We start from the raw sequence: 18,511 nt of genomic DNA on the forward strand, positions 1-18,511 counted from the left end.
GGATCATGTCTGGCATGACCGAGGTGTCCTCGCTCACAGGGCGGCTGCTCGTGGCCACGCCCGCCCTGGCGGACCCCAACTTCGACCGCGCGGTGGTGCTCCTTCTCGACCACGACGAGGAGGGCTCCCTCGGTGTCGTCCTCAACCGGCCCACCCCGGTGGGCGTCGGCGACATCCTGGAGGGCTGGGCCTCCCTCGCCGGCGAGCCCGGGGTCGTCTTCCAGGGCGGCCCGGTCTCGTTGGACTCCGCGCTCGGTGTCGCGGTCATCCCGGGCGGCGGGAACGGCGACCGGGCCCCGCTCGGCTGGCGCCGGGTGCACGGCGCGATCGGACTGGTCGACCTGGAGGCCCCGCCGGAACTGCTCGCCTCGGCCCTCGGCTCCCTGCGGATCTTCGCCGGGTACGCCGGGTGGGGCCCCGGCCAGCTGGAGGACGAGCTGGTGGAGGGCGCCTGGTACGTCGTCGAGTCCGAGCCCGGCGACGTCTCCTCCCCGTCCCCCGAGAGACTCTGGCGCGAGGTCCTGCGCCGCCAGCGCAACGAGCTCGCGATGGTGGCCACGTACCCCGACGACCCTTCGCTCAACTGATTCACGCGCGCCTCGGTACCCTTGGCGGCATGAGCACTCTTGAGCCCGAGCGCGGGACTGGTACGGGGACCCTCGTAGAGCCGACGCCGCAGGTGTCCCATGGCGACGGCGACCACGAGCGCTTCGCCCACTACGTCCAGAAGGACAAGATCATGGCGAGCGCGCTCGACGGCACTCCCGTCGTGGCGCTGTGCGGCAAGGTGTGGGTGCCGGGCCGCGACCCGAAGAAGTACCCCGTGTGCCCCATGTGCAAGGAGATCTACGAGTCCATGAGCGGCGGCGGCGACAACGAGGGCAAGGACAAGTAGCCCCCCGCTTTCCGGCTCGGCTCTCTGAGGCCCCGAGCGCGCTCCGGCGTGCTTCGGGGCCTTTGCCGTGCCGGTCACAGAGTGGTCCAGACCTCTTGCCGAGGTGTTCGCGTTGTCCCTAACCTCCGTTGTGGTGTTGTGCCGAACGAAACCGCTATTGCGCATGCTGCAACGACGTCCGTCGCGTGCGGGGGAGGAGCTGTGACCGTGGTGAATCTTGTGCGCGGGTTCGTACGGCGGCCGGGGCTTCGGGCGGCGGGAATTCGGCCGCCGCTTCGGAGGCGGCCCGGCAGTGCGACGGGCGGTGCGGTGATCGGCTCGGCGCCTCCCGCCCTTTTCGCGGCGACCGCCGCGCCGCGATTCCGGTTCCGCTTCCGGACCGCTTCCTGATCACGTTTCCGGTGACCTGCGGGAAGGGGTACGCGCTTTCCCCCGGGGATCCTTTTCCTGTTCGCCCGGTGCTCACGATTCCGTTAAGGACTGACATGGTGGACGTGATTCCCGAGCCCCGTGACGCGGTTGTCCACGGGGACGGATTCTTCGAACTGGACGCGCGGACCGCACTGTCCGCGGGCGAGGGCGCCGCGCTCACGGAACGCTGGCTGCGCGGCACCCTGGGGGCGGCCACCGGCCTGCCGCTGCCGCCCGGCGCGAGCGCGGACGACAACGTCGTACGGCTGTCCGTCGCCCCGGCGGTCACCGAGGACCTCGGCGCGGAGGGCTACCGCCTCACGGTCACGCCCACCGGCGTCGACCTGGCGGGCGGCGGCCCGGCCGGGCTCTTCTGGGGCGCCCAGACGCTGCGTCAGCTGCTCGGCCCCGACGCCTTCCGGCGCGCCCCGCTGCCCGGCGGTTCCCGGCGGCTGCCGCTGTGCCGAATCGAGGACGCCCCGCGCTTCCGGTGGCGCGGCCTGCTGCTCGACGTGGCCCGGCACTTCATGCCGAAGGAAGGCGTCCTGCGCTATCTGGATCTGATGGCGGCGCACAAACTCAACGTCTTCCACTTCCATCTGACGGACGACCAGGGCTGGCGCCTCGGGATCGAGCGGTACCCCCGGCTCACCGAGGTCGGGTCCTGGCGGTCCCGCACGAAATTCGGCCACCGCGCCTCACCGCTGTGGGAGGAGAAGCCGCACGGCGGCCACTACACCCAGGACGACATCCGGGAGATCGTCGCCTACGCGGCCGAGCGGCATATCACGGTGGTCCCCGAAATCGACGTACCGGGCCACTCGCAGGCCGCCATCGCCGCGTATCCGGAACTCGGCAACACCGACGTCATCGACACCGCCTCCCTGACCGTCTGGGACACCTGGGGGATCTCTCCGAACGTACTCGCCCCCACTGACAACACCCTGCGCTTCTACGAGGGGGTGTTCGAGGAAGTGCTGGAACTGTTCCCCTCGGAGTTCGTCCACATCGGCGGCGACGAATGCCCGAAGGACCAGTGGCGGGCGTCACCGGCCGCGCAGGCGCGCATCCGGGAACTCGGGCTCGCCGACGAGGACGCGTTGCAGGCGTGGTTCGTCGGCCACTTCGCGAAGTGGCTCTCCGCGCGTGGCCGGAGACTGATCGGCTGGGACGAGATCCTGGAAGGCGGTGTCGCCGAGGGCGCGGCGGTGTCGTCGTGGCGTGGTTACGGCGGCGGGATCGCGGCCGCGCGGGCCGGTCACGACGTCGTCATGTGCCCCGAGCAGCACGTGTACCTGGACCACCGGCAGGCGGACGGCGCGGACGAGCCCGTACCGATCGGCTATGTGCGCACCCTGGAGGACGTGTACCGGTTCGAGCCCGTTCCACCTGAGCTCGACGCATCGCAGGCGCGCCGGATCCTGGGGACCCAGGCCAACCTCTGGACGGAGGTGATGGAGGACCACGCGCGCGTGGACTACCAGGCCTTCCCCCGGCTCGCGGCCTTCGCGGAGGTGGCCTGGAGCGCTCTTCCGGCCCCCCGGGACCGGGACTTCGCCGGCTTCGAGCACCGGATGACGGCCCATTACCGGCGGCTCGACGCCCTGGGGGTCGGCTACCGGCCGCCGGGCGGCCCGCTGCCCTGGCAGCGGCGCCCCGGGGTGCCCGGCCGCCCGATCGAGGGCCCGCCCCCGAACCGGTAGTCCTCTTCGCGTCACCTGCCACCCGTCCCGTCCCGAACGCGTAAGGGAAAAAGCCCCCGAGGGTCACCGAAGAGTGTCAATCGGAACTCACGGCGGATGGTGTGCGAAAACGGAACATGTCGCCGGTGAGGTGGGCGAATGCCTCCTAGCGGACCCGTGCGTTCGAGGCTTGCGAAGATGTGCCAGAGTTGCCACGTCCGCCCTGTGAGCACGTACCGTACGGCCACACAGGTGGGACCAGGTGGGGCAGCGGGAAGGGGCAGCCGGTTTTGACCACGCACGCACCGCAGGCGGGGCAGTCCGTCACGCTGCCCACGACGCTGAACGAGGCCGTGTCGGCCCTCACCGCCATGCCCGCGGCGGTCCCCGTGGCCGGCGGCACCGACCTGATGGCCGCCGTCAACTCCGGGCAGCTCAGGCCGGCCGCGCTGGTCGGCCTCGGCCGGATCAGCGAGATCCGCGGCTGGCAGTACCAGGACGGCAACGCACTGCTCGGCGCGGGCCTCACGCACGCGCGCATGGGCCGCCCCGACTTCGCCGCCCTGATCCCGGCGCTCGCCGCCGCCGCGCGGGCCGCCGGTCCGCCGCACATCCGCAACGCGGGCACCCTGGGCGGCAACATCGCCACGGCCGCGCCGACGGGTGACGCGCTGCCGGTCCTCGCCGCCCTGGAGGCGACGCTGATCATCGCGGGTCCCGGCGGGTCCCGCCGCGAGATCCCGGTGTCGCACCTGCTGGCCGGGGTGGAGATGCTCCGCGCCGGCGAGCTGATCGGCTTCGTGCGGGTCCCGTTGCTGCACGCCCCGCAGGTCTTCCTGAAGGCGACCGGGCGTACCGGTCCCGGCCGCTCGGTGGCCTCCGTGGCGCTCGTCCTCGATCCGGCGCGGCGTGGCGTCAGATGTGCGGTCGGGGCCATAGCGCCGATGCCGCTCCGGCCTCTGGAGGCCGAGCAGTGGGTGGCCAGGCTGATCGACTGGGACAACGACCGCGCTCTCGTCCCGGAGGCGCTGAGCGCGTTCGGCGAGTACGTGGCCGCCGCCTGCATCCCGGACCCGGCCCCCGAGCCCGACGGCTCGGTGCCGGCGCTTCCGCCCGCCGTACTGCACCTGCGGCGCACCGTCGCCGCGCTGGCCCGACGAGCACTGGGGAGGGCGCTGTCATGACCGACGACCAGCACGCGGAGGGCGCGCCCTCCGGCGGCGGCCGGTGGGACCCGCTGCCCCAGGGCGACTACGACGACGGTGCCACCGCCTTCGTGAAGCTCCCCGAGGGCGGCATCGACGCCCTGCTGTCGGGTGACAGCCCGCTGGCCGCACCCGGACACGGCTACGTACCACCGCAGATAACGGTGGCTCCCGGCCCCGAGACCTGGGGCGCGCCGGCCGACGGCGCCCGGTGGCCCGACCCCGAGGCGGCCTCCCAGGAGCAGCCCCCGGGCGACCGGTTCACGTACAACCCCGCGTCGACCCAGCAGTGGACGTACGAGGAGCCGCCGCCCGCTCCCGGTCACGACGTGACCGGCCAGTGGTCGATTCCGGTCGCACGTGGTGACGTTCCGGACGAATCCGGCGAGTTCACCACATCCGCCCTCATGGAGCAGTGGGGCGGCACACCCCCGGCGACCCTGCCCGGCGGCGCCCCCGCCCCCTGGGCGACGGAGGCCCCGGCCTGGGAACAGCCCGCGGAGCCCTCGGAAGCCCCCGCGGACGCCCCGCCGCGGCCCACCCCCACTCCACCCGCGGACGCCGCCCCCGAAGCCGCTGACGCCCCGTCTGCGGCCGATGGCGCCCCGGCGGACGAAGCGGGTGACCTCTCCGGAACGGGCCCGGTCCCGGAGGCCGAAGACGGCCACGGTGCTCCCGAGCCGCCGCGGGCCGCCGACGCCGACGCGCCCCCGGACGAGCCGCCCGCCCCCGACGAAGGCCACCCGGGCGACGCGGACGGGACACAACACACCGAAGACGCGGCCGAGGCGGTCGACGACCACCCCCTCGCCTCCTACGTCCTGCGGGTCAACGGCACCGACCGCCCCGTCACCGAAGCCTGGATCGGCGAGTCCCTGCTCTACGTCCTGAGGGAACGCCTGGGTCTCGCCGGCGCCAAGGACGGCTGCTCCCAGGGCGAGTGCGGCGCCTGCAACGTCCAGGTGGACGGCCGGCTCGTGGCCTCCTGCCTGGTCCCGGCGGTGACCGCCGCCGGCAGTGAGGTCCGCACCGTGGAGGGGCTCGCCCAGGACGGCCGACCCTCCGACGTGCAACGCGCCCTGGTCCGCTGCGGAGCGGTCCAGTGCGGTTTCTGCGTCCCGGGCATGGCCATGACCGTGCACGACCTGCTGGAGGGCAACCCGGCCCCGACCGAGCTGGAGGCCCGCCAGGCCCTGTGCGGCAACCTCTGCCGCTGCTCCGGCTACCGGGGCGTCCTGGACGCCGTCCAGGACGTCGTCGCCGAACGCGAGGCACATGCCGCCGCCGAGGCTGAGACGGACGGCGACGCGGCCCGTATTCCCCATCAGGCGGGGCCGGGCGGCGGCGGCGTCCACGCGTCGGCGTTCGACTCCCCGGGTACGTTCGGCGCGGGCATCCGGGTCCCGCACGAGCAGTCGTACGACCAGACGTTCGGCGGCAGCCAGTCGTTCGCCGGTGACCAGTCGTTCGGCGGCAACCAGTCGTTCGCTGGTGACCAGTCGTTCGGTGGTGACCAGTCGTTCGGCGGCAACCAGTCGTTCGCCGGTGACCAGTCGTTCGGCGGCAACCAGTCCTTCGGCGGTGACCAGACGTTCGGCGGTCACCAGACGTTCGGCGGCGGCCCGTCGCCGGACGAGCAGAGCCAGAGCTACGACGACCAGCCCTACGGCCCGGACGGAGGCCAGGCGTGACCAACGAGACCGTCACCACGAGCGCCGCCGCGGAGGCCCCCGCCCCCGCACCGGAGCCGCCGCACGGCCTCGGCGTGTCGCTGTCGCCCGCGGACGCGCGCGCGAAGACCGAGGGCACCTTCCCGTACGCGGCCGACCTGTGGGCCGAGGGCCTGCTGTGGGCGGCCGTACTGCGCTCCCCGCACGCGCACGCGCGCATCGTGTCGATCGACACCAGCCACGCGCGCGAGATGCCCGGCGTACGGGCCGTCATCACCCACGAGGACGTCCCCGGCACCCCGCGCCACGGCCGCGGCACCCCGGACCGCCCGGTGTTCGCCTCGGAGGTCGTACGGCATCACGGCGAGCCCATCGCGGCCGTCGCCGCCGACCACCCCGACACCGCCCGGATGGCCGCCGCCGCCGTCATCGTCGAGTACGAGGTCCTCGACCCGGTCATCGACCCCGAGCACGCCTTCGAGGCGGAGCCCCTGCACCCCGACGGCAACCTGATCCGGCACATCCCGCTGCGTCACGGAGACCCCGACGCGGCCGGTGAGATCGTCGTCGAGGGCCAGTACCGCATCGGCCGCGCCGACCCCGCCCCCATCGGCGCCGAGGCCGGACTCGCCGTGCCCCGCCCCGACGGCGGGGTCGAGCTGTACCTGGCCTCCACCGACCCGCACGCCGACCGCAACACGGCCGCCGCCTGCTACGGCCTGTCGCTCGAACAGGTGAAGATCGTCGTCACCGGTGTGCCCGGCGCCACCGCCGACCGCGAGGACCAGGGCTTCCAGCTGCCGCTCGGCCTGCTCGCCCTGAAGACCGGCTGCCCGGTCAAACTCACCGCCACGCGCGAGGAGTCCTTCCTCGGCCACGCCCACCGCCACCCCACCCTGCTGCGGTACCGCCACCACGCGGACGCCGAGGGCAAGCTGGTCAAGGTCGAGGCGCAGATCCTGCTCGACGCCGGCGCCTACGCCGACACCTCCGCCGAGTCGCTGGCCGCCGCCGTCTCCTTCGCCTGCGGCCCCTACGTCGTCCCGAACGCCTTCATCGAGGGCTGGGCCGTGCGCACCAACAACCCGCCCTCCGGTCACGTCCGCGGCGAGGGCGCCATGCAGGTGTGCGCCGCCTACGAGGCCCAGATGGACAAGCTGGCGAAGAAACTCGGCCTGGACCCGGCCGAGATCCGGCTGCGCAACGCCCTCGCGACCGGTGACGTCCTGCCGATCGGCCAGACGGTCACCTGCCCGGCCCCCGTCGCCGAACTCCTCCAGGCGGTCCAGGACTTCCCGCTGCCCCAGCTCCCCAAGGACGCCCCCGAGGACGAGTGGCTGCTGCCCGGCGGCCCGGAGGGCGCGGGCGAACCGGGCGCGGTGCGCCGGGGCGTCGGCTACGGCCTGGGCATGGTCCACATGCTCGGCGCCGAGGGCGCCGACGAGGTCTCCACCGCCACCGTCAAGGTCCACGACGGCATCGCGACCGTGCTCTGCGCGGCCGTGGAGACCGGGCAGGGCTTCACCACGCTGGCCCGGCAGATCGTCCAGGAGACACTCGGGATCGACGAGGTCCACGTGGCACCCGTGGACACCGACCAGCCCCCGGCGGGACCTGGCTGCCGTGGCCGCCACACCTGGGTCTCGGGCGGGGCGGTGGAACGCGCCGCGAAGATGGTCCGCACCCAGCTCCTGCAGCCCCTCGCCCACAAGTTCGGCATGTCCACCGAGCTGCTCCAGATCACCGACGGCAAGATCACGTCGTACGACGGCGTCCTGTCGACCACCGTCACCGAGGCGCTGGACGGCAAGGAGCTGTGGGCCACCGCCCAGTGCCGTCCGCACCCGACCGAGCCGCTGGACGCCGAGGGCCAGGGCGACGCCTTCGTGGGCCTCGCCTTCTGCGCGATCCGCGCGGTCGTCGACGTGGACATCGAGCTGGGCTCGGTACGGGTCGTGGAGCTGGCCGTCGCCCAGGACGTCGGCCGGATCCTCAACCCGGCGCAGCTCAACGCCCGCATCGAGGCCGGGGTCACGCAGGGCGTGGGCATCGCCCTGACGGAGAACCTGCGCACCCCGCGCGGTCTCGTCCGCCACCCCGACCTCACCGGCTACGCCCTCCCCACCGCCCTCGACGCGCCCGACATCCGGATCGTCAAGCTGGTCGAGGAACGGGACGTGGTCGCCCCCTTCGGCGCCAAGTCGGTCAGCGCGGTACCGGTGGTCACGTCCCCCGCGGCCATCGCCTCCGCCGTCCGCGCGGCGACCGGCCGCCCGGTCAACCGCCTCCCGATCCGCCCCCAGGCGGCGGTGGTCACCGGTCAGTGAGCGGGTGACTCTGCAGGGGGTCGTCGTCATCGCCGGAGTGATGGCGGCCGGCAAGTCGACGGTCGCGCAGGCGCTGGCGGAGCGGCTCCCGCGCGCCGCGCACGTCCGTGGTGACGTCTTCCGCCGGATGATCGTCTCGGGGCGGGAGGACTACACCCCCGGGGCTTCCGCGCAGGCCACGGCGCAGCTGCGGCTCCGTTACCGGCTGTCGGCGGCCACGGCGGACGCGTACGCCGAGGCCGGGTTCACCGCGATCGTCCAGGACGTGCTGCTCGGGCCGGAGCTGCGGCGCTACGTCGACCTGATCCGCACCCGCCCCCTGCACGTGGTGGTCCTGGCCCCGAGCCCCGAGGCGGTGGCTCGGCGGGAGGCGGGACGGCCGAAGTCCGGCTACGGGCCCGACTGGACGATCGCCGATCTGGACCGGGAACTCCGGCTGCGCACCGAGCCGTTGGGACTGTGGCTGGACACCTCCGGGCTCACCGTGGAACAGACGGTGGCGGCGATTCTGGCGCAGGCGGAACGGGCGCGGGTCGACTGACGTCCTTTCCCTGCGGGGCGTTGTCAGTGGGGCGGCGTAGTGTTCTGGGCAGTGGGGGACGCGCGGTTCGCCGCACTTTTCATCCGACTTCTCACACGACGTGAATTTGTGGAACTCTGTGATCGCGGGGGCAGCGATGAGCACGATCAGCACGACCGGCAGCGGTGCGGCGGCGATCACGCTGACCGAGGCTGAACTGGACAGGTACATCACGCACGAACCGACGCGCAGCTGGCTCACCGGCTCCGAACTGCCCGACACCGACGGCCTGTTGACCTTCGAGCCGCTGCGCACGGCGGGCCTGCGCACCCTCGCCGACGTCACCGACGGCCCGTCCCGGCTCGCCGAGGAGCTGCGGGACCGGCTGGTGATAGGGCGGTTGCTCGCGCCGGTCGGCCTGGACGCCGAGTCGATCCTCCTCGACGGCGGCACGGGCGAGATCACCACGGCCCACCTCGCCGACCCCGCCGACCCCCGCCCGCTCGCCCCCTCGCTGGAGACGCTGCTGCGCTTCGCCGCGGTCACCGAGGAACTGACGGGCCTGCGCGGCCGTTTCGCGTCCCTCGCCGGGACCTACGGCACGAAGACGGCGACCGAGGCCTCCCGCAAGCTCCTGGAGCTCTTCGAGGAGGGCACGGCCGGCCGGGTTCCGCCGTACTGGAAGGCGACGGCGCTGATCCGCCCCCTCAGCCTCGTCGCGGGTCCCGGCACGGACTCCGGGCTCACCCTCGACCTGCCGGCCCGGCTCCTGGACCAGGAGTTCGGGCAGGGCCGGGTGGCCCGCTTCGAGGAGGTCGACTTCCCGCCCACGCTCACCCACGAGCCGACCCGCCGCTTCCTGCGCGAGACCGGGCTGCCGGAGCGCGCGGTCCTGTTCCACCTCGACCCGGACGCCGCGCTCCCCACCCTCACCGAGTACTTCACCGACATCCACCCGGGCGGCTTCCCGGCGGACGCCCTCCCGGCCCACGCCGACCGCCTCATACGCCTCGGCCACCTGGTGGAGGACAACAGCCTGGTCGTGGACGGCGGCACGGGCGCGATCCTCAACTTCTCCGAGCCCGAGGCGACCCTCTACCCCCTCAACACGGACATCTCCACCCTCGCCTACACGCTCTGGCTCCTCCACCACGAGCGCACCATCGACGAGCACCTGCACCACGAGCTCACCACGGAGGCCTACGACCAGCTCGCCGCCATCATGCTCCACACCCTCGCCACGATCGACCCCACCCCCACCACGACCGACGCCGACTGGCACTACTGGACGGAGCTGTTCCAGGACGAGGCCGGCGGGGTCCTGTAGGCGGCCTACTGGTCACGGCGCCGGGTCCGTCAGGTCACCAGGCCCCGGCGGTAGGCGTAGACGACGGCCTGCACCCGGTCGCGCAGGCCGAGCTTGGCGAGGATGCGGGACACGAAGGTCTTGACGGTCTCCTGGCTGATCACGAGGGCCGCCGCGATCTCGCTGTTCGAGCGGCCGTCCGCGATCAGACGCAGCACCTCCAGCTCGCGCGGGGTCAGCGGGACGTCCTGCGGTGCCCCGCCGTCGGAGGGCCGGATCCGGGCCGCGTACCGGCCCACCAGCCGGAGGGTCACCTCGGGGTCCAGCAGGGCGGCGCCGGTGGCCACGGTCCGGATGCCGTGCAGCAGCCGGTCCGGGGGCGCGTCCTTGAGCAGGAAGCCGCTGGCGCCCGCGCGCAGGGCGTCGTACACGTACTCGTCCAGGTTGAACGTCGTCACCACCAGCACCTTCACGGGATGCGGCACCCCCGCGCCGGCCAGCAGCCGGGTGGCCTCGATACCGTCCAGGACCGGCATCCGGACGTCCATCACCACGACGTCGGGGCGCAGCCGGCCGGCGAGCTCGACCGCGGTCCGCCCGTCCCCGCACTCACCTACCACCGCCAGGTCCGGCTGGGCGTCGATGATCGTCGCCAGACCGGTGCGGACCAGCATCTGGTCGTCGCAGACCAGAACACGCAGCGGGGCGGCGTCGCTCGCGGCGGTCACGCGGGATTCCCCGCGGGTATCCGGGCCCGGACGGTGAAGCCGCCGTCGGTGGCGGGCTCCGCGCTGAACTCGCCGCCGAGGACGGTCACCCGCTCCCGGAGACCGGCGAGCCCGCGGCCGCCCCCGCCGGGGGACGCCGCGGCCGAACCGGACCCGTCCGTGCCGACCTCCACGGTGATCTCCTTCTCGCCGTGCCGCACCCGCACCGACGTGCGGACGCCATGGGCGTACTTGAGGGCGTTCGTCAAAGCCTCCTGCACCACCCGGTAGGCCACCAGGTCGGCACTGCCGGCGGACTGGCCGGGCGTGCCCTCCTCGGTGAACTCCACCGGCTGCCCGGCCCGCCGCGTCTGTTCCACGAGGGTGAGCAGCCGGCCCGCGGCCGACGTCCTGGCCTCAGTGCCGCGGCCGTCGTCGTGGCCGGGGGCGGGGGCGGGGGCGTGGCCGGGGGCGTGGCCGGGGTCGGGGTCGAGCAGGTCGAGCAGATGGCGCAGGTCGGCGATGGCCCGCCTGCCGGTGTCGCTGACGGCGGTCAGGGCCCGGTCGAGCCGGTCGGGCGCCGCGGTCAGATACCGTGCCGCCTCGGCCTGCACGACCATCGCCGTCACATGGTGGGTCACCACGTCGTGCAACTCCCGGGCGATCCGGGTGCGTTCGGCCGTGCGGGTGTCCTCGGCGACCCGCAGCCGGTGTTCGGCCTCCGCGAGCCGGTTGGCGCGCAGCCAGGCTCCGGCGCCCCAGGCGAGCACCAGCACCAGGTAGAAGGTCACGAACCCGGTGGCCGACTCGCCGCCCGAGCCCAGCCGGTACAGCGCGACCGCCAACGGCACGTAGGCCGCGGAGAACAGGAGTGCGGCGGCTCGCCGACGCCCTTCCAGATGGGCCCCGGTGCTGATCAGCGCGAGGGGCAGGGCGGTCCCCGCGACCGCGTGGTAGCCGCGCAGCTGGTCGACGGCGAAGCCCAGCGACACCAGGGCGAGACAGCCGGCCGGCCACCGCCGGCGCACCGCCAGCGGCAGGGACTCCAGGCCGAGCACCAGGAGGGCCCACGCGTCGAAGGGGCGGGTCGGCAGCTCCCCGACCTCCGTGCCCTTGCCGTGCAGCGCAGGCAGGAACGACCCGGCCAGGAGGAGCAGACCGAGGGGCAGATCCCGGACCGTGACGTCAAGTCGGTGCCACCACCCGGGCGCCTGCCGAGGACTGATCACCGGGGCAGTTTGACATGCTCCTCGCCCCTGAAGGGCGAGGATTCTGGCCTTCTCGACGTGTTGCCGTGCCACTACGCGGCACGGTTTCCGGTCGGGAATCCGTGGCTTCCTGTTTCTTCGGGATCGGTGTCGATGACGAAGGAGGCGAAGTACCTGTCGGCCGCGTCCTTGACGACGGTGACGGAGGACGGTGCGGCGGGCAGGGTGCGGGACCATTTCACCTTCACCGCGCCGATCTTCGGCAGGCTCAGACGGCCGCTGTCGGTGATGGTCCAGCGGGCGTTGGCGGTGAACCGGACCGACTGCCGGGCGTCCTTGCGGGACTTGAAGCGGGGCGGGCCGGTCCTGGGTCCTTTACGGGTGTGCTTGAGAGAGGCGAAGAAGTTGCGGTAGGCGGCCTCGGCGTCCCGCAGGGACTGCTGGAGGACGACGGCGGAGACCTCGCCCAGCCAGGAGCGTGCCGCCGTCCGCTTCGCTTCGGTGATCAGCTTCCTGGATGGCTCTCCGGCCGCCGGGAACGGCTGCCCGGTCTTCCTGGCGTCCTCGCGGGCACGGACCGCGTCGTTGAACACCATCCGGGCACACCCGAAAGCCCTGGCCAGCGCGGTGCGCTGACCGGCATTCGGGTAGAGCCTGAACGCGTACCGGAGCTGCATGACCATCACCCTAGAAACTCGAACGCCTGCTGTCGTCGGGAACATGTGCGCGAGATGCCACCGGCCGGTGGCCTGCCCGGCTACGCCTGGACAACATCGCGATGCTCCGCGTCGCCCCCACATGAGATGCGCTTCACTTCCCGGCCCGAAGGCCGGAGCGCCGCGAATTCACCCCGGTAGCGACCGCGTCGGCCGTGACGCCCGGACGGCGACGGGGCATCAGACGGCCCCGCCGACGGGCCAGCCGCAGGAACACGACCGTCACCAGCACCCCGAGCAGGACCGCGTAGACACTGGCCTCAGGCCCGAACTCGCCGCCGGTGACCAGCGGTGCCCCCGAGGTCGTGGCGTCCAGCAGTCCGTGCTGCGCCCCGCTGCCGGAGACCTCGGTGCCGAAGAGGCCGGACTCGGCGAAGTTCCAGCCGAAGTGCAGGCCGATGGGCAGCCACAGGGAGCGGGTGGCCACGTACGCGGCTCCGAGCATGCCGCCGGCCTCGACCGCGATGGCGAGGGCGCCCCACACGGTGGCGTCCTTGTTGAGCAGATGCATCGCCCCGAACAGCGCACCGGTCGACGTGAGCGCGATCCACGTCCCGAAGCGCTCCTCGACGATCCGCAACAGCACGCCCCTGAACATCAGTTCCTCGGTGGCAGCGGCGGCGGCCATGAACCCGACCAGGCCCACCGCGCCCGTCACCGACCCCAGGCCGTGCACCGTGTAGTCCCCGAGCAGGGCGATGTTCACGATGACCCCGGTGAACACCGCCACGCCGATCAGCACCCCGCGCCCCGACGCCGCACGGGCGCCGTCCCGCGCCACCTCGGTGACCGGCCGGTGCTCGGTGCGCCGCACCACCCACCGGTAGACGTACACCGCGGCCACGGCCGTCAGCAGGCCGAGCACCAGAGTGAGGAACCAGTTCCCGTCCACCGCCGCGGCCGCCTGCCCACCGGTCAACGAGACGGCCGCGACGGCCAGCAGTTGCCAGAACACCCTCATGACGACTTCCTCCCCGACATGCGCGGCCGAAGCGCCGCGACCTGTCCGACGCTAGGGACCGGCCGCCCCGGAATCGTCACCACTGGGAGGACACCCGCACGTAGCTCGCACGGGGGACAAGAAAATCGTTGATGCGGAACCTATTTATCGCTCAACCGCACTGGGCGGTCCTAGCGTTAGGCATCACGGCGTACGAGGAGTAACGTGGGTTTCGCCATCGTCGGTGGGTCATGCGCCTCTGGTGGTTGGCCAGTAGTGGTGTACACCATGAAAAAAGAGCCGGTTCTCGGCCAGCGAGGGTTAACCTCAGCCTTCTTTTAGAGATTGATGTCCGCGAGGAGTCACCTCATGCGTAGGAGTCTCGTCGTTGCCGTTCTGGCAATACCGCCCATGCTCGTGGGTGGGGTTCTTGACAGTGCGTCCGCTTCGGTGCAACAACCGGTCGCGCAAAAAGTGGTGACGGCACAGCAGCGAAGCCCCGATCGGTCATGCAACTACAAGCACTGTAATGGCGGTTCTTATAACGGCCGAAATAGCGGTGGCAACAACGGCCGAAAAAACGGTCGGAACAAGGGCCCTGTGGTCATCTGCCAGACGGGCGCAACATGCAACTTCGGCAACCGGTCGAACGGCACGCCGGGCGGCAGCACGCCGGGCGGTGGCAAGCCGGGCAGCGGCACCACGACGGGCGGTGGCGGCATGTCGGGCGGCGGCATGTCGGGCGGTGCCGGCACGACGGGTGGTGGCGGTACGACGGGTGGTGGCGGCACGACGGGCGGTGGCGGCACGACGGGCGGTGGCGGCATGTCGGGCGGCGGCATGTCGGGTGGTGGCGGTACGACGGGTGGTGGCGGTACGACGGGTGGTGGCGGTACGACGGGTGGTGGCGGCACGACGGGTGGTGCCGGCACGACCGGTGGTGGCTCCTAGCACTGGTGGACCCGGACACCGTCAGGGGACGGACGGGCAAAAGGGCGGCACCCCCTCCGGGGTGCCGCCCTTCGTGTTCTGCCAGGTCGGGCAGTCAGAGGCCGTGGCGGGAATTGAACCCACGTACCTCGCTTTGCAGGCGAGTCCCTAAGCCACTCGGGCACACGGCCGTGTCCGTGTGTTGAAGGTAGGGCGGCGTGGGGGAGGGGAGCAAGGAGATCCGCGGGGGTGCAACGCGACTGCCACACGGCGTTCATGAAAGCGGCGGCCGCGGGATCTACGACCAAGGTCCGAGGCGGGGTACGGCTCTCGACAGGGGCCAAGCGCGGTTGTGGGCCTTACCGTGGTCCGCATGACCGCCCTTGAGCCGAGCGACACCGTCGCGCACGAGACAGCAGACAGAGCCGATGACGAGGGCGTGCTGGGACGGTCGTACCGCGCGTTGAGCGTCGGGATCGTCTCCGTCGTGCTGCTGATCGCCTTCGAGGCGACCGCCGTGGGGACAGCGATGCCGGTCGCGGCCCGGGAGCTGGACGGGGTGTCGTCGTACGCGTTCGCCTTCTCCGGGTACTTCACGACCAGTCTGTTCGGGATGGTGCTGGCCGGGCAGTGGTCGGACCGCAGGGGGCCGCTCGGGGCGCTGACGTCCGGGATCGGGGCCTTCGCCGCCGGGCTCGTCGTCGCCGGGACCGCCCAGAGCATGGGGGTGTTCGTCCTGGGGCGGGCCGTGCAGGGGCTCGGCGGGGGCCTGGTCATCGTCGCGCTGTACGTCGTCGTCGGGCGGGCCTACCCGGAGCGGCTGCGGCCCGCGATCATGGCAGCCTTCGCCGCCGGCTGGGTCGTGCCGTCCATCGTCGGGCCACTGGCCGCCGGTGCCGTCACCGAGCAGCTCGGCTGGCGGTGGGTGTTCCTCGGGATCCCGGCGCTGGTGGTCCTCCCGGCGGCGCTCGCGCTGCCGCAGATCCGGCGGCGGGCCGGCGGACCCGTCCCGGGCGGCGGACAGGAGGCCTTCGACCGGCGGCGGATCGGGCTGGCCCTCGGCATCTCCCTCGGCGCCGGGCTCCTCCAGTACGCGGCCCAGGACCTGAGCTGGCTGTCGCTGCTGCCCGGAGCCGTCGGCGCCGCGCTGCTCGGGCCGGCCGTGCTCGGGCTGCTGCCCCGCGGGACGTACCGTGCCGCGCGCGGGCTGCCCTCGGTCGTGCTGCTGCGTGGCGTCGCCGCCGGTTCCTTCCTGGCCGCCGAGTCCTTCGTGCCGTTGATGCTCGTCACCCAGCGTGGGCTGTCACCCACGCTCGCCGGGTTCTCGCTGGCTGCGGGCGGGGTGACCTGGGCGATCGGCTCGTGGGTGCAGGCCCGGCCGCGCCTGCAGCCGTACCGGGAACGGCTGATGACCCTCGGCATGGTGCTGGTCGCCGCGGCGATCGCGACCGCCCCCAGCGTGCTCCTGCCCGCCGTGCCGGTGTGGATCGTCGCCGTCGCCTGGGCCTTCGGCTGTTTCGGGATGGGACTGGTGATCGCCTCGGCCAGCGTCCTGATGCTCCGGCTCTCCGCCCCCGAGGAGGCCGGCGCCAACTCCGCCGCCCTGCAGATCTCCGACGCCCTGTCCAACGTGGTGCTGCTCGCCGCCACCGGTGCGGCCTTCGCCGGGCTCGGCGGCGGCAGCATGACCGGGGCGGCGGGCTCCGCTTCCCGTCCCGCCGCCTTCGCCGCCGTGTTCCTGCCGATGGCGGCCGTGGCGCTCGCCGGGACCTGGGTGACGACCCGGCTCCGTGATCCCGACCCGGCTCCCTGAGTCTGGTCCGGCTCCGTGATCTGTGACGTGGGTCCCACCCCGGGGTGACCCGGCCTCGTCCGCGCGTTGACAGCCGCAGCGCGCCGGTAGGGTGGCCCGGTTGTCATACGGAGCCACCCGACCCTCGTACACCTCGCGACCCCCTACTACGGAGACCGTGACTACCACCGCCGCCACCCCGTCCTCCTCCAACTCCCACCACCTGTCGCCGGCCTTCCCGGGCCGGGCGCCCTGGGGTACCGCCAGCAAACTGCGGGCCTGGCAGCAGGCGGCCATGGAGAAGTACGTCCAGGAGCAGCCGCGCGACTTCCTCGCCGTGGCCACGCCCGGCGCCGGCAAGACCACGTTCGCGTTGACCCTCGCCTCCTGGCTGCTGCACCACCACGTCGTGCAGCAGGTCACGGTCGTCGCCCCCACCGAGCACCTGAAGAAGCAGTGGGCGGAGGCCGCGGCGCGGATAGGGATCAAGCTCGACCCCGAGTACAGCGCCGGACCGCTCAGCCGCGAGTACGACGGGGTCGCCGTCACCTACGCCGGTGTCGGCGTGCGGCCCATGCTGCACCGCAACCGCTCCGAGCAGCGCAAGACCCTCGTCATCCTCGACGAGATCCACCACGCCGGTGACTCCAAGTCCTGGGGCGAGGCCTGCCTGGAGGCGTTCGAACCGGCCACCCGGCGGCTGGCCCTGACCGGTACGCCCTTCCGGTCCGACACCAACCCCATCCCCTTCGTGACCTACGAGGAGGGGCAGGACGGCATCCGGCGCTCCGCCGCCGACTACACGTACGGGTACGGCAACGCGCTCGCCGACCACGTCGTGCGCCCCGTCATCTTCCTCTCCTACAGCGGCAACATGCGCTGGCGCACCAAGGCCGGTGACGAGATCGCCGCCCGGCTCGGCGAGCCCATGACCAAGGACGCCGTCAGCCAGGCCTGGCGCACGGCGCTCGATCCGCGCGGCGAGTGGATGCCGGCCGTGCTGCGCGCCGCCGACCAGCGGCTGACCGAGGTGCGCAAGGGCATTCCGGACGCGGGCGCCCTCGTCATCGCCTCCGACCAGGACTCGGCCCGCGCCTACGCCAAGCTGATCCGCGAGATCACGGGGACGAAGGCGACCGTGGTCCTCTCCGACGACACCGGCGCATCCAAGCGGATCGACGACTTCAGCGCGAGCGACGACCGGTGGATGGTCGCCGTGCGCATGGTGTCCGAGGGCGTCGACGTGCCGCGGCTGGCGGTCGGGGTGTACGCGACGACCATCTCCACGCCGCTCTTCTTCGCCCAGGCCGTCGGGCGTTTCGTGCGGTCCAGGCGGCGCGGCGAGACCGCGTCGGTCTTCCTGCCGACCGTCCCCGATCTCCTCACCTTCGCCAACGAGATGGAGGTCGAGCGCGACCACGCCCTCGACAAGCCGAAGAAGGAGGGCGAGGAGGACCCGTACGCCGAGTCCGAGAAGGAGATGGAGGAGGCGAACAAGGAGCAGGACGAGGACACCGGCGAGCAGGAGCAGTTCGCCTTCGAGGCGCTGGAGTCCGAGGCCGTCTTCGACCGGGTCCTCTACGACGGCGCCGAGTTCGGCATGCAGGCCCACCCGGGGAGCGAGGAGGAGCAGGACTACCTCGGCATCCCCGGACTCCTCGAACCCGACCAGGTGCAGCTGCTGTTGCAGAAGCGGCAGGCCCGGCAGATCGCGCACAGCCGCAAGAAACCGGACACCGAGGCCGACCTCCTCGAACTCCCGGCGGAGCGGCGGCCCGTCGTCTCCCACAAGGAGATGATGGAACTGCGCAAGCAGCTGAACACGATGGTCAGCGCGTACGTCCACCAGAGCGGCAAACCGCACGGGGTGATCCACACGGAGCTGCGCCGGGTGTGCGGGGGGCCGCCGAGCGCGGAGGCCACAGCCGGGCAGCTGCGGCAGCGGATCGCCAAGGTGCAGGAGTGGGCCACCCGGATGCGGTGACACCGCGGGCACGCGGCGTACATAACGGCACATACCCAAGCAGTCCGTACCGGTCTCCGACCGGATTCTGGACGCGGACTTCCGCTCAGCGAACCCGCTTCGCTACTGTCCGGCTACGCACACGCCCCGTGGCAGCGCCGCCGCGGAGCGCAGCCGTGAAGCGACTGGGCCCGGAGCCGCCGGGCCGCCTTGCCGATCGGCGGCCTCTGAAGCGCGTC

General features: G+C 72.4%; 14 protein-coding genes, 1 tRNA gene and 1 pseudogene. 11 read left to right on the top strand and 5 right to left on the bottom strand.

From position 1 onward, the window contains the following. The first annotated feature begins 14 nt into the window (after positions 1 to 14). From ACZ3KP_RS34745 to ACZ3KP_RS34780, 8 genes are all read left to right on the top strand, one after another. Entirely contained in the window at positions 15 to 587 is a 573-nt protein-coding gene (locus ACZ3KP_RS34745) for a YqgE/AlgH family protein (RefSeq protein WP_358983442.1), read from the top strand. Positions 588 to 616: 29 nt separating this feature from the next. Further along, positions 617 to 895, top strand: coding sequence for a DUF3039 domain-containing protein (locus ACZ3KP_RS34750; protein ID WP_132890535.1), 279 nt, complete (start codon positions 617 to 619; stop codon positions 893 to 895). A 485-nt stretch (positions 896 to 1,380) separates the two neighbouring features. After that, positions 1,381 to 3,009, top strand: a complete 1,629-nt coding sequence (locus ACZ3KP_RS34755) for a beta-N-acetylhexosaminidase (RefSeq protein WP_467504457.1) — start codon at positions 1,381 to 1,383, stop codon at positions 3,007 to 3,009. A 269-nt stretch (positions 3,010 to 3,278) separates the two neighbouring features. After that, positions 3,279 to 4,172 (top strand): FAD binding domain-containing protein, encoded by an 894-nt coding sequence (locus ACZ3KP_RS34760; protein WP_132890537.1) that lies wholly within the window; start codon positions 3,279 to 3,281, stop codon positions 4,170 to 4,172. Continuing rightward, positions 4,169 to 5,884: a (2Fe-2S)-binding protein gene (locus tag ACZ3KP_RS34765; RefSeq protein ID WP_467504460.1), complete on the top strand. Its 1,716-nt coding sequence runs from the start codon at positions 4,169 to 4,171 to the stop codon at positions 5,882 to 5,884. Before ACZ3KP_RS34760 ends, ACZ3KP_RS34765 begins: the two co-directional genes overlap by 4 nt. After that, on the top strand, positions 5,881 to 8,190 hold the full coding sequence (locus tag ACZ3KP_RS34770) for a xanthine dehydrogenase family protein molybdopterin-binding subunit (protein ID WP_467504462.1): 2,310 nt from the start codon (positions 5,881 to 5,883) through the stop codon (positions 8,188 to 8,190). The genes ACZ3KP_RS34765 and ACZ3KP_RS34770 overlap by 4 nt, the downstream gene beginning before the upstream one ends. A 10-nt stretch (positions 8,191 to 8,200) precedes the next feature. Continuing rightward, positions 8,201 to 8,731, top strand: coding sequence for an AAA family ATPase (locus ACZ3KP_RS34775; protein ID WP_467504536.1), 531 nt, complete (start codon positions 8,201 to 8,203; stop codon positions 8,729 to 8,731). A 136-nt stretch (positions 8,732 to 8,867) separates the two neighbouring features. After that, positions 8,868 to 10,037 (top strand): SUKH-4 family immunity protein, encoded by a 1,170-nt coding sequence (locus tag ACZ3KP_RS34780; protein WP_467504464.1) that lies wholly within the window; start codon positions 8,868 to 8,870, stop codon positions 10,035 to 10,037. Between the two features lie 29 nt (positions 10,038 to 10,066). On the opposite strand, the gene ACZ3KP_RS34785 is transcribed toward ACZ3KP_RS34780, so the two are convergent. The 4 genes and pseudogenes from ACZ3KP_RS34785 to ACZ3KP_RS34800 form a co-directional block, all read right to left on the bottom strand. Then, positions 10,067 to 10,744: a response regulator gene (locus tag ACZ3KP_RS34785; RefSeq protein ID WP_467504465.1), complete on the bottom strand. Its 678-nt coding sequence runs from the start codon at positions 10,742 to 10,744 to the stop codon at positions 10,067 to 10,069. Further along, the gene (locus ACZ3KP_RS34790) at positions 10,741 to 11,952 is read right to left on the bottom strand and encodes a sensor histidine kinase (RefSeq protein WP_467504466.1); all 1,212 of its coding nucleotides are present in this window, start codon (positions 11,950 to 11,952) and stop codon (positions 10,741 to 10,743) included. Before ACZ3KP_RS34790 ends, ACZ3KP_RS34785 begins: the two co-directional genes overlap by 4 nt. Positions 11,953 to 12,065: 113 nt before the next feature. Then, positions 12,066 to 12,608 (bottom strand): annotated as a pseudogene (locus ACZ3KP_RS34795) (RNA-guided endonuclease InsQ/TnpB family protein); the annotation flags it as partial. A gap of 133 nt (positions 12,609 to 12,741) precedes the next feature. Next, positions 12,742 to 13,608 (bottom strand): lysostaphin resistance A-like protein, encoded by an 867-nt coding sequence (locus tag ACZ3KP_RS34800; RefSeq protein WP_467504467.1) that lies wholly within the window; start codon positions 13,606 to 13,608, stop codon positions 12,742 to 12,744. 348 nt (positions 13,609 to 13,956) lie between these two features. On the opposite strand from ACZ3KP_RS34800, the gene ACZ3KP_RS34805 reads away from it, so the two are divergent. Next, entirely contained in the window at positions 13,957 to 14,538 is a 582-nt protein-coding gene (locus ACZ3KP_RS34805; RefSeq protein ID WP_467504468.1) for a hypothetical protein, read from the top strand. Between the two features lie 98 nt (positions 14,539 to 14,636). Here the strand turns inward: ACZ3KP_RS34805 and ACZ3KP_RS34810 are convergent. After that, positions 14,637 to 14,708, bottom strand: a tRNA-Cys gene (locus ACZ3KP_RS34810). 182 nt (positions 14,709 to 14,890) lie between these two features. Here ACZ3KP_RS34810 and ACZ3KP_RS34815 point away from each other — a divergent pair. Both ACZ3KP_RS34815 and ACZ3KP_RS34820 read left to right on the top strand, forming a co-directional pair. Next, positions 14,891 to 16,330 (top strand): MFS transporter, encoded by a 1,440-nt coding sequence (locus ACZ3KP_RS34815; RefSeq protein WP_467504469.1) that lies wholly within the window; start codon positions 14,891 to 14,893, stop codon positions 16,328 to 16,330. Between the two features lie 157 nt (positions 16,331 to 16,487). Then, the gene (locus tag ACZ3KP_RS34820; RefSeq protein ID WP_467504471.1) at positions 16,488 to 18,293 is read left to right on the top strand and encodes a DEAD/DEAH box helicase; all 1,806 of its coding nucleotides are present in this window, start codon (positions 16,488 to 16,490) and stop codon (positions 18,291 to 18,293) included. Positions 18,294 to 18,511 lie beyond the last annotated feature (218 nt).

It is taken from the genome of Streptomyces sp. NPDC020958, assembly GCF_055562175.1.

Excerpts from the sequence above, each read along its gene's own strand:
- ACZ3KP_RS34745 (WP_358983442.1), top strand. The coding sequence starts at position 15 with ATGACCGAGGTGTCCTCGCTCACAGGGCGGCTGCTCGTGGCCACGCCC.
- ACZ3KP_RS34750 (WP_132890535.1), top strand. The coding sequence starts at position 617 with ATGAGCACTCTTGAGCCCGAGCGCGGGACTGGTACGGGGACCCTCGTA.
- ACZ3KP_RS34755 (WP_467504457.1), top strand. The coding sequence starts at position 1,381 with ATGGTGGACGTGATTCCCGAGCCCCGTGACGCGGTTGTCCACGGGGAC.
- ACZ3KP_RS34765 (WP_467504460.1), top strand. The coding sequence starts at position 4,169 with ATGACCGACGACCAGCACGCGGAGGGCGCGCCCTCCGGCGGCGGCCGG.
- ACZ3KP_RS34780 (WP_467504464.1), top strand. The coding sequence starts at position 8,868 with ATGAGCACGATCAGCACGACCGGCAGCGGTGCGGCGGCGATCACGCTG.
- ACZ3KP_RS34800 (WP_467504467.1), bottom strand. The coding sequence starts at position 13,608 with ATGAGGGTGTTCTGGCAACTGCTGGCCGTCGCGGCCGTCTCGTTGACC.
- ACZ3KP_RS34805 (WP_467504468.1), top strand. The coding sequence starts at position 13,957 with ATGCGTAGGAGTCTCGTCGTTGCCGTTCTGGCAATACCGCCCATGCTC.
- ACZ3KP_RS34815 (WP_467504469.1), top strand. The coding sequence starts at position 14,891 with ATGACCGCCCTTGAGCCGAGCGACACCGTCGCGCACGAGACAGCAGAC.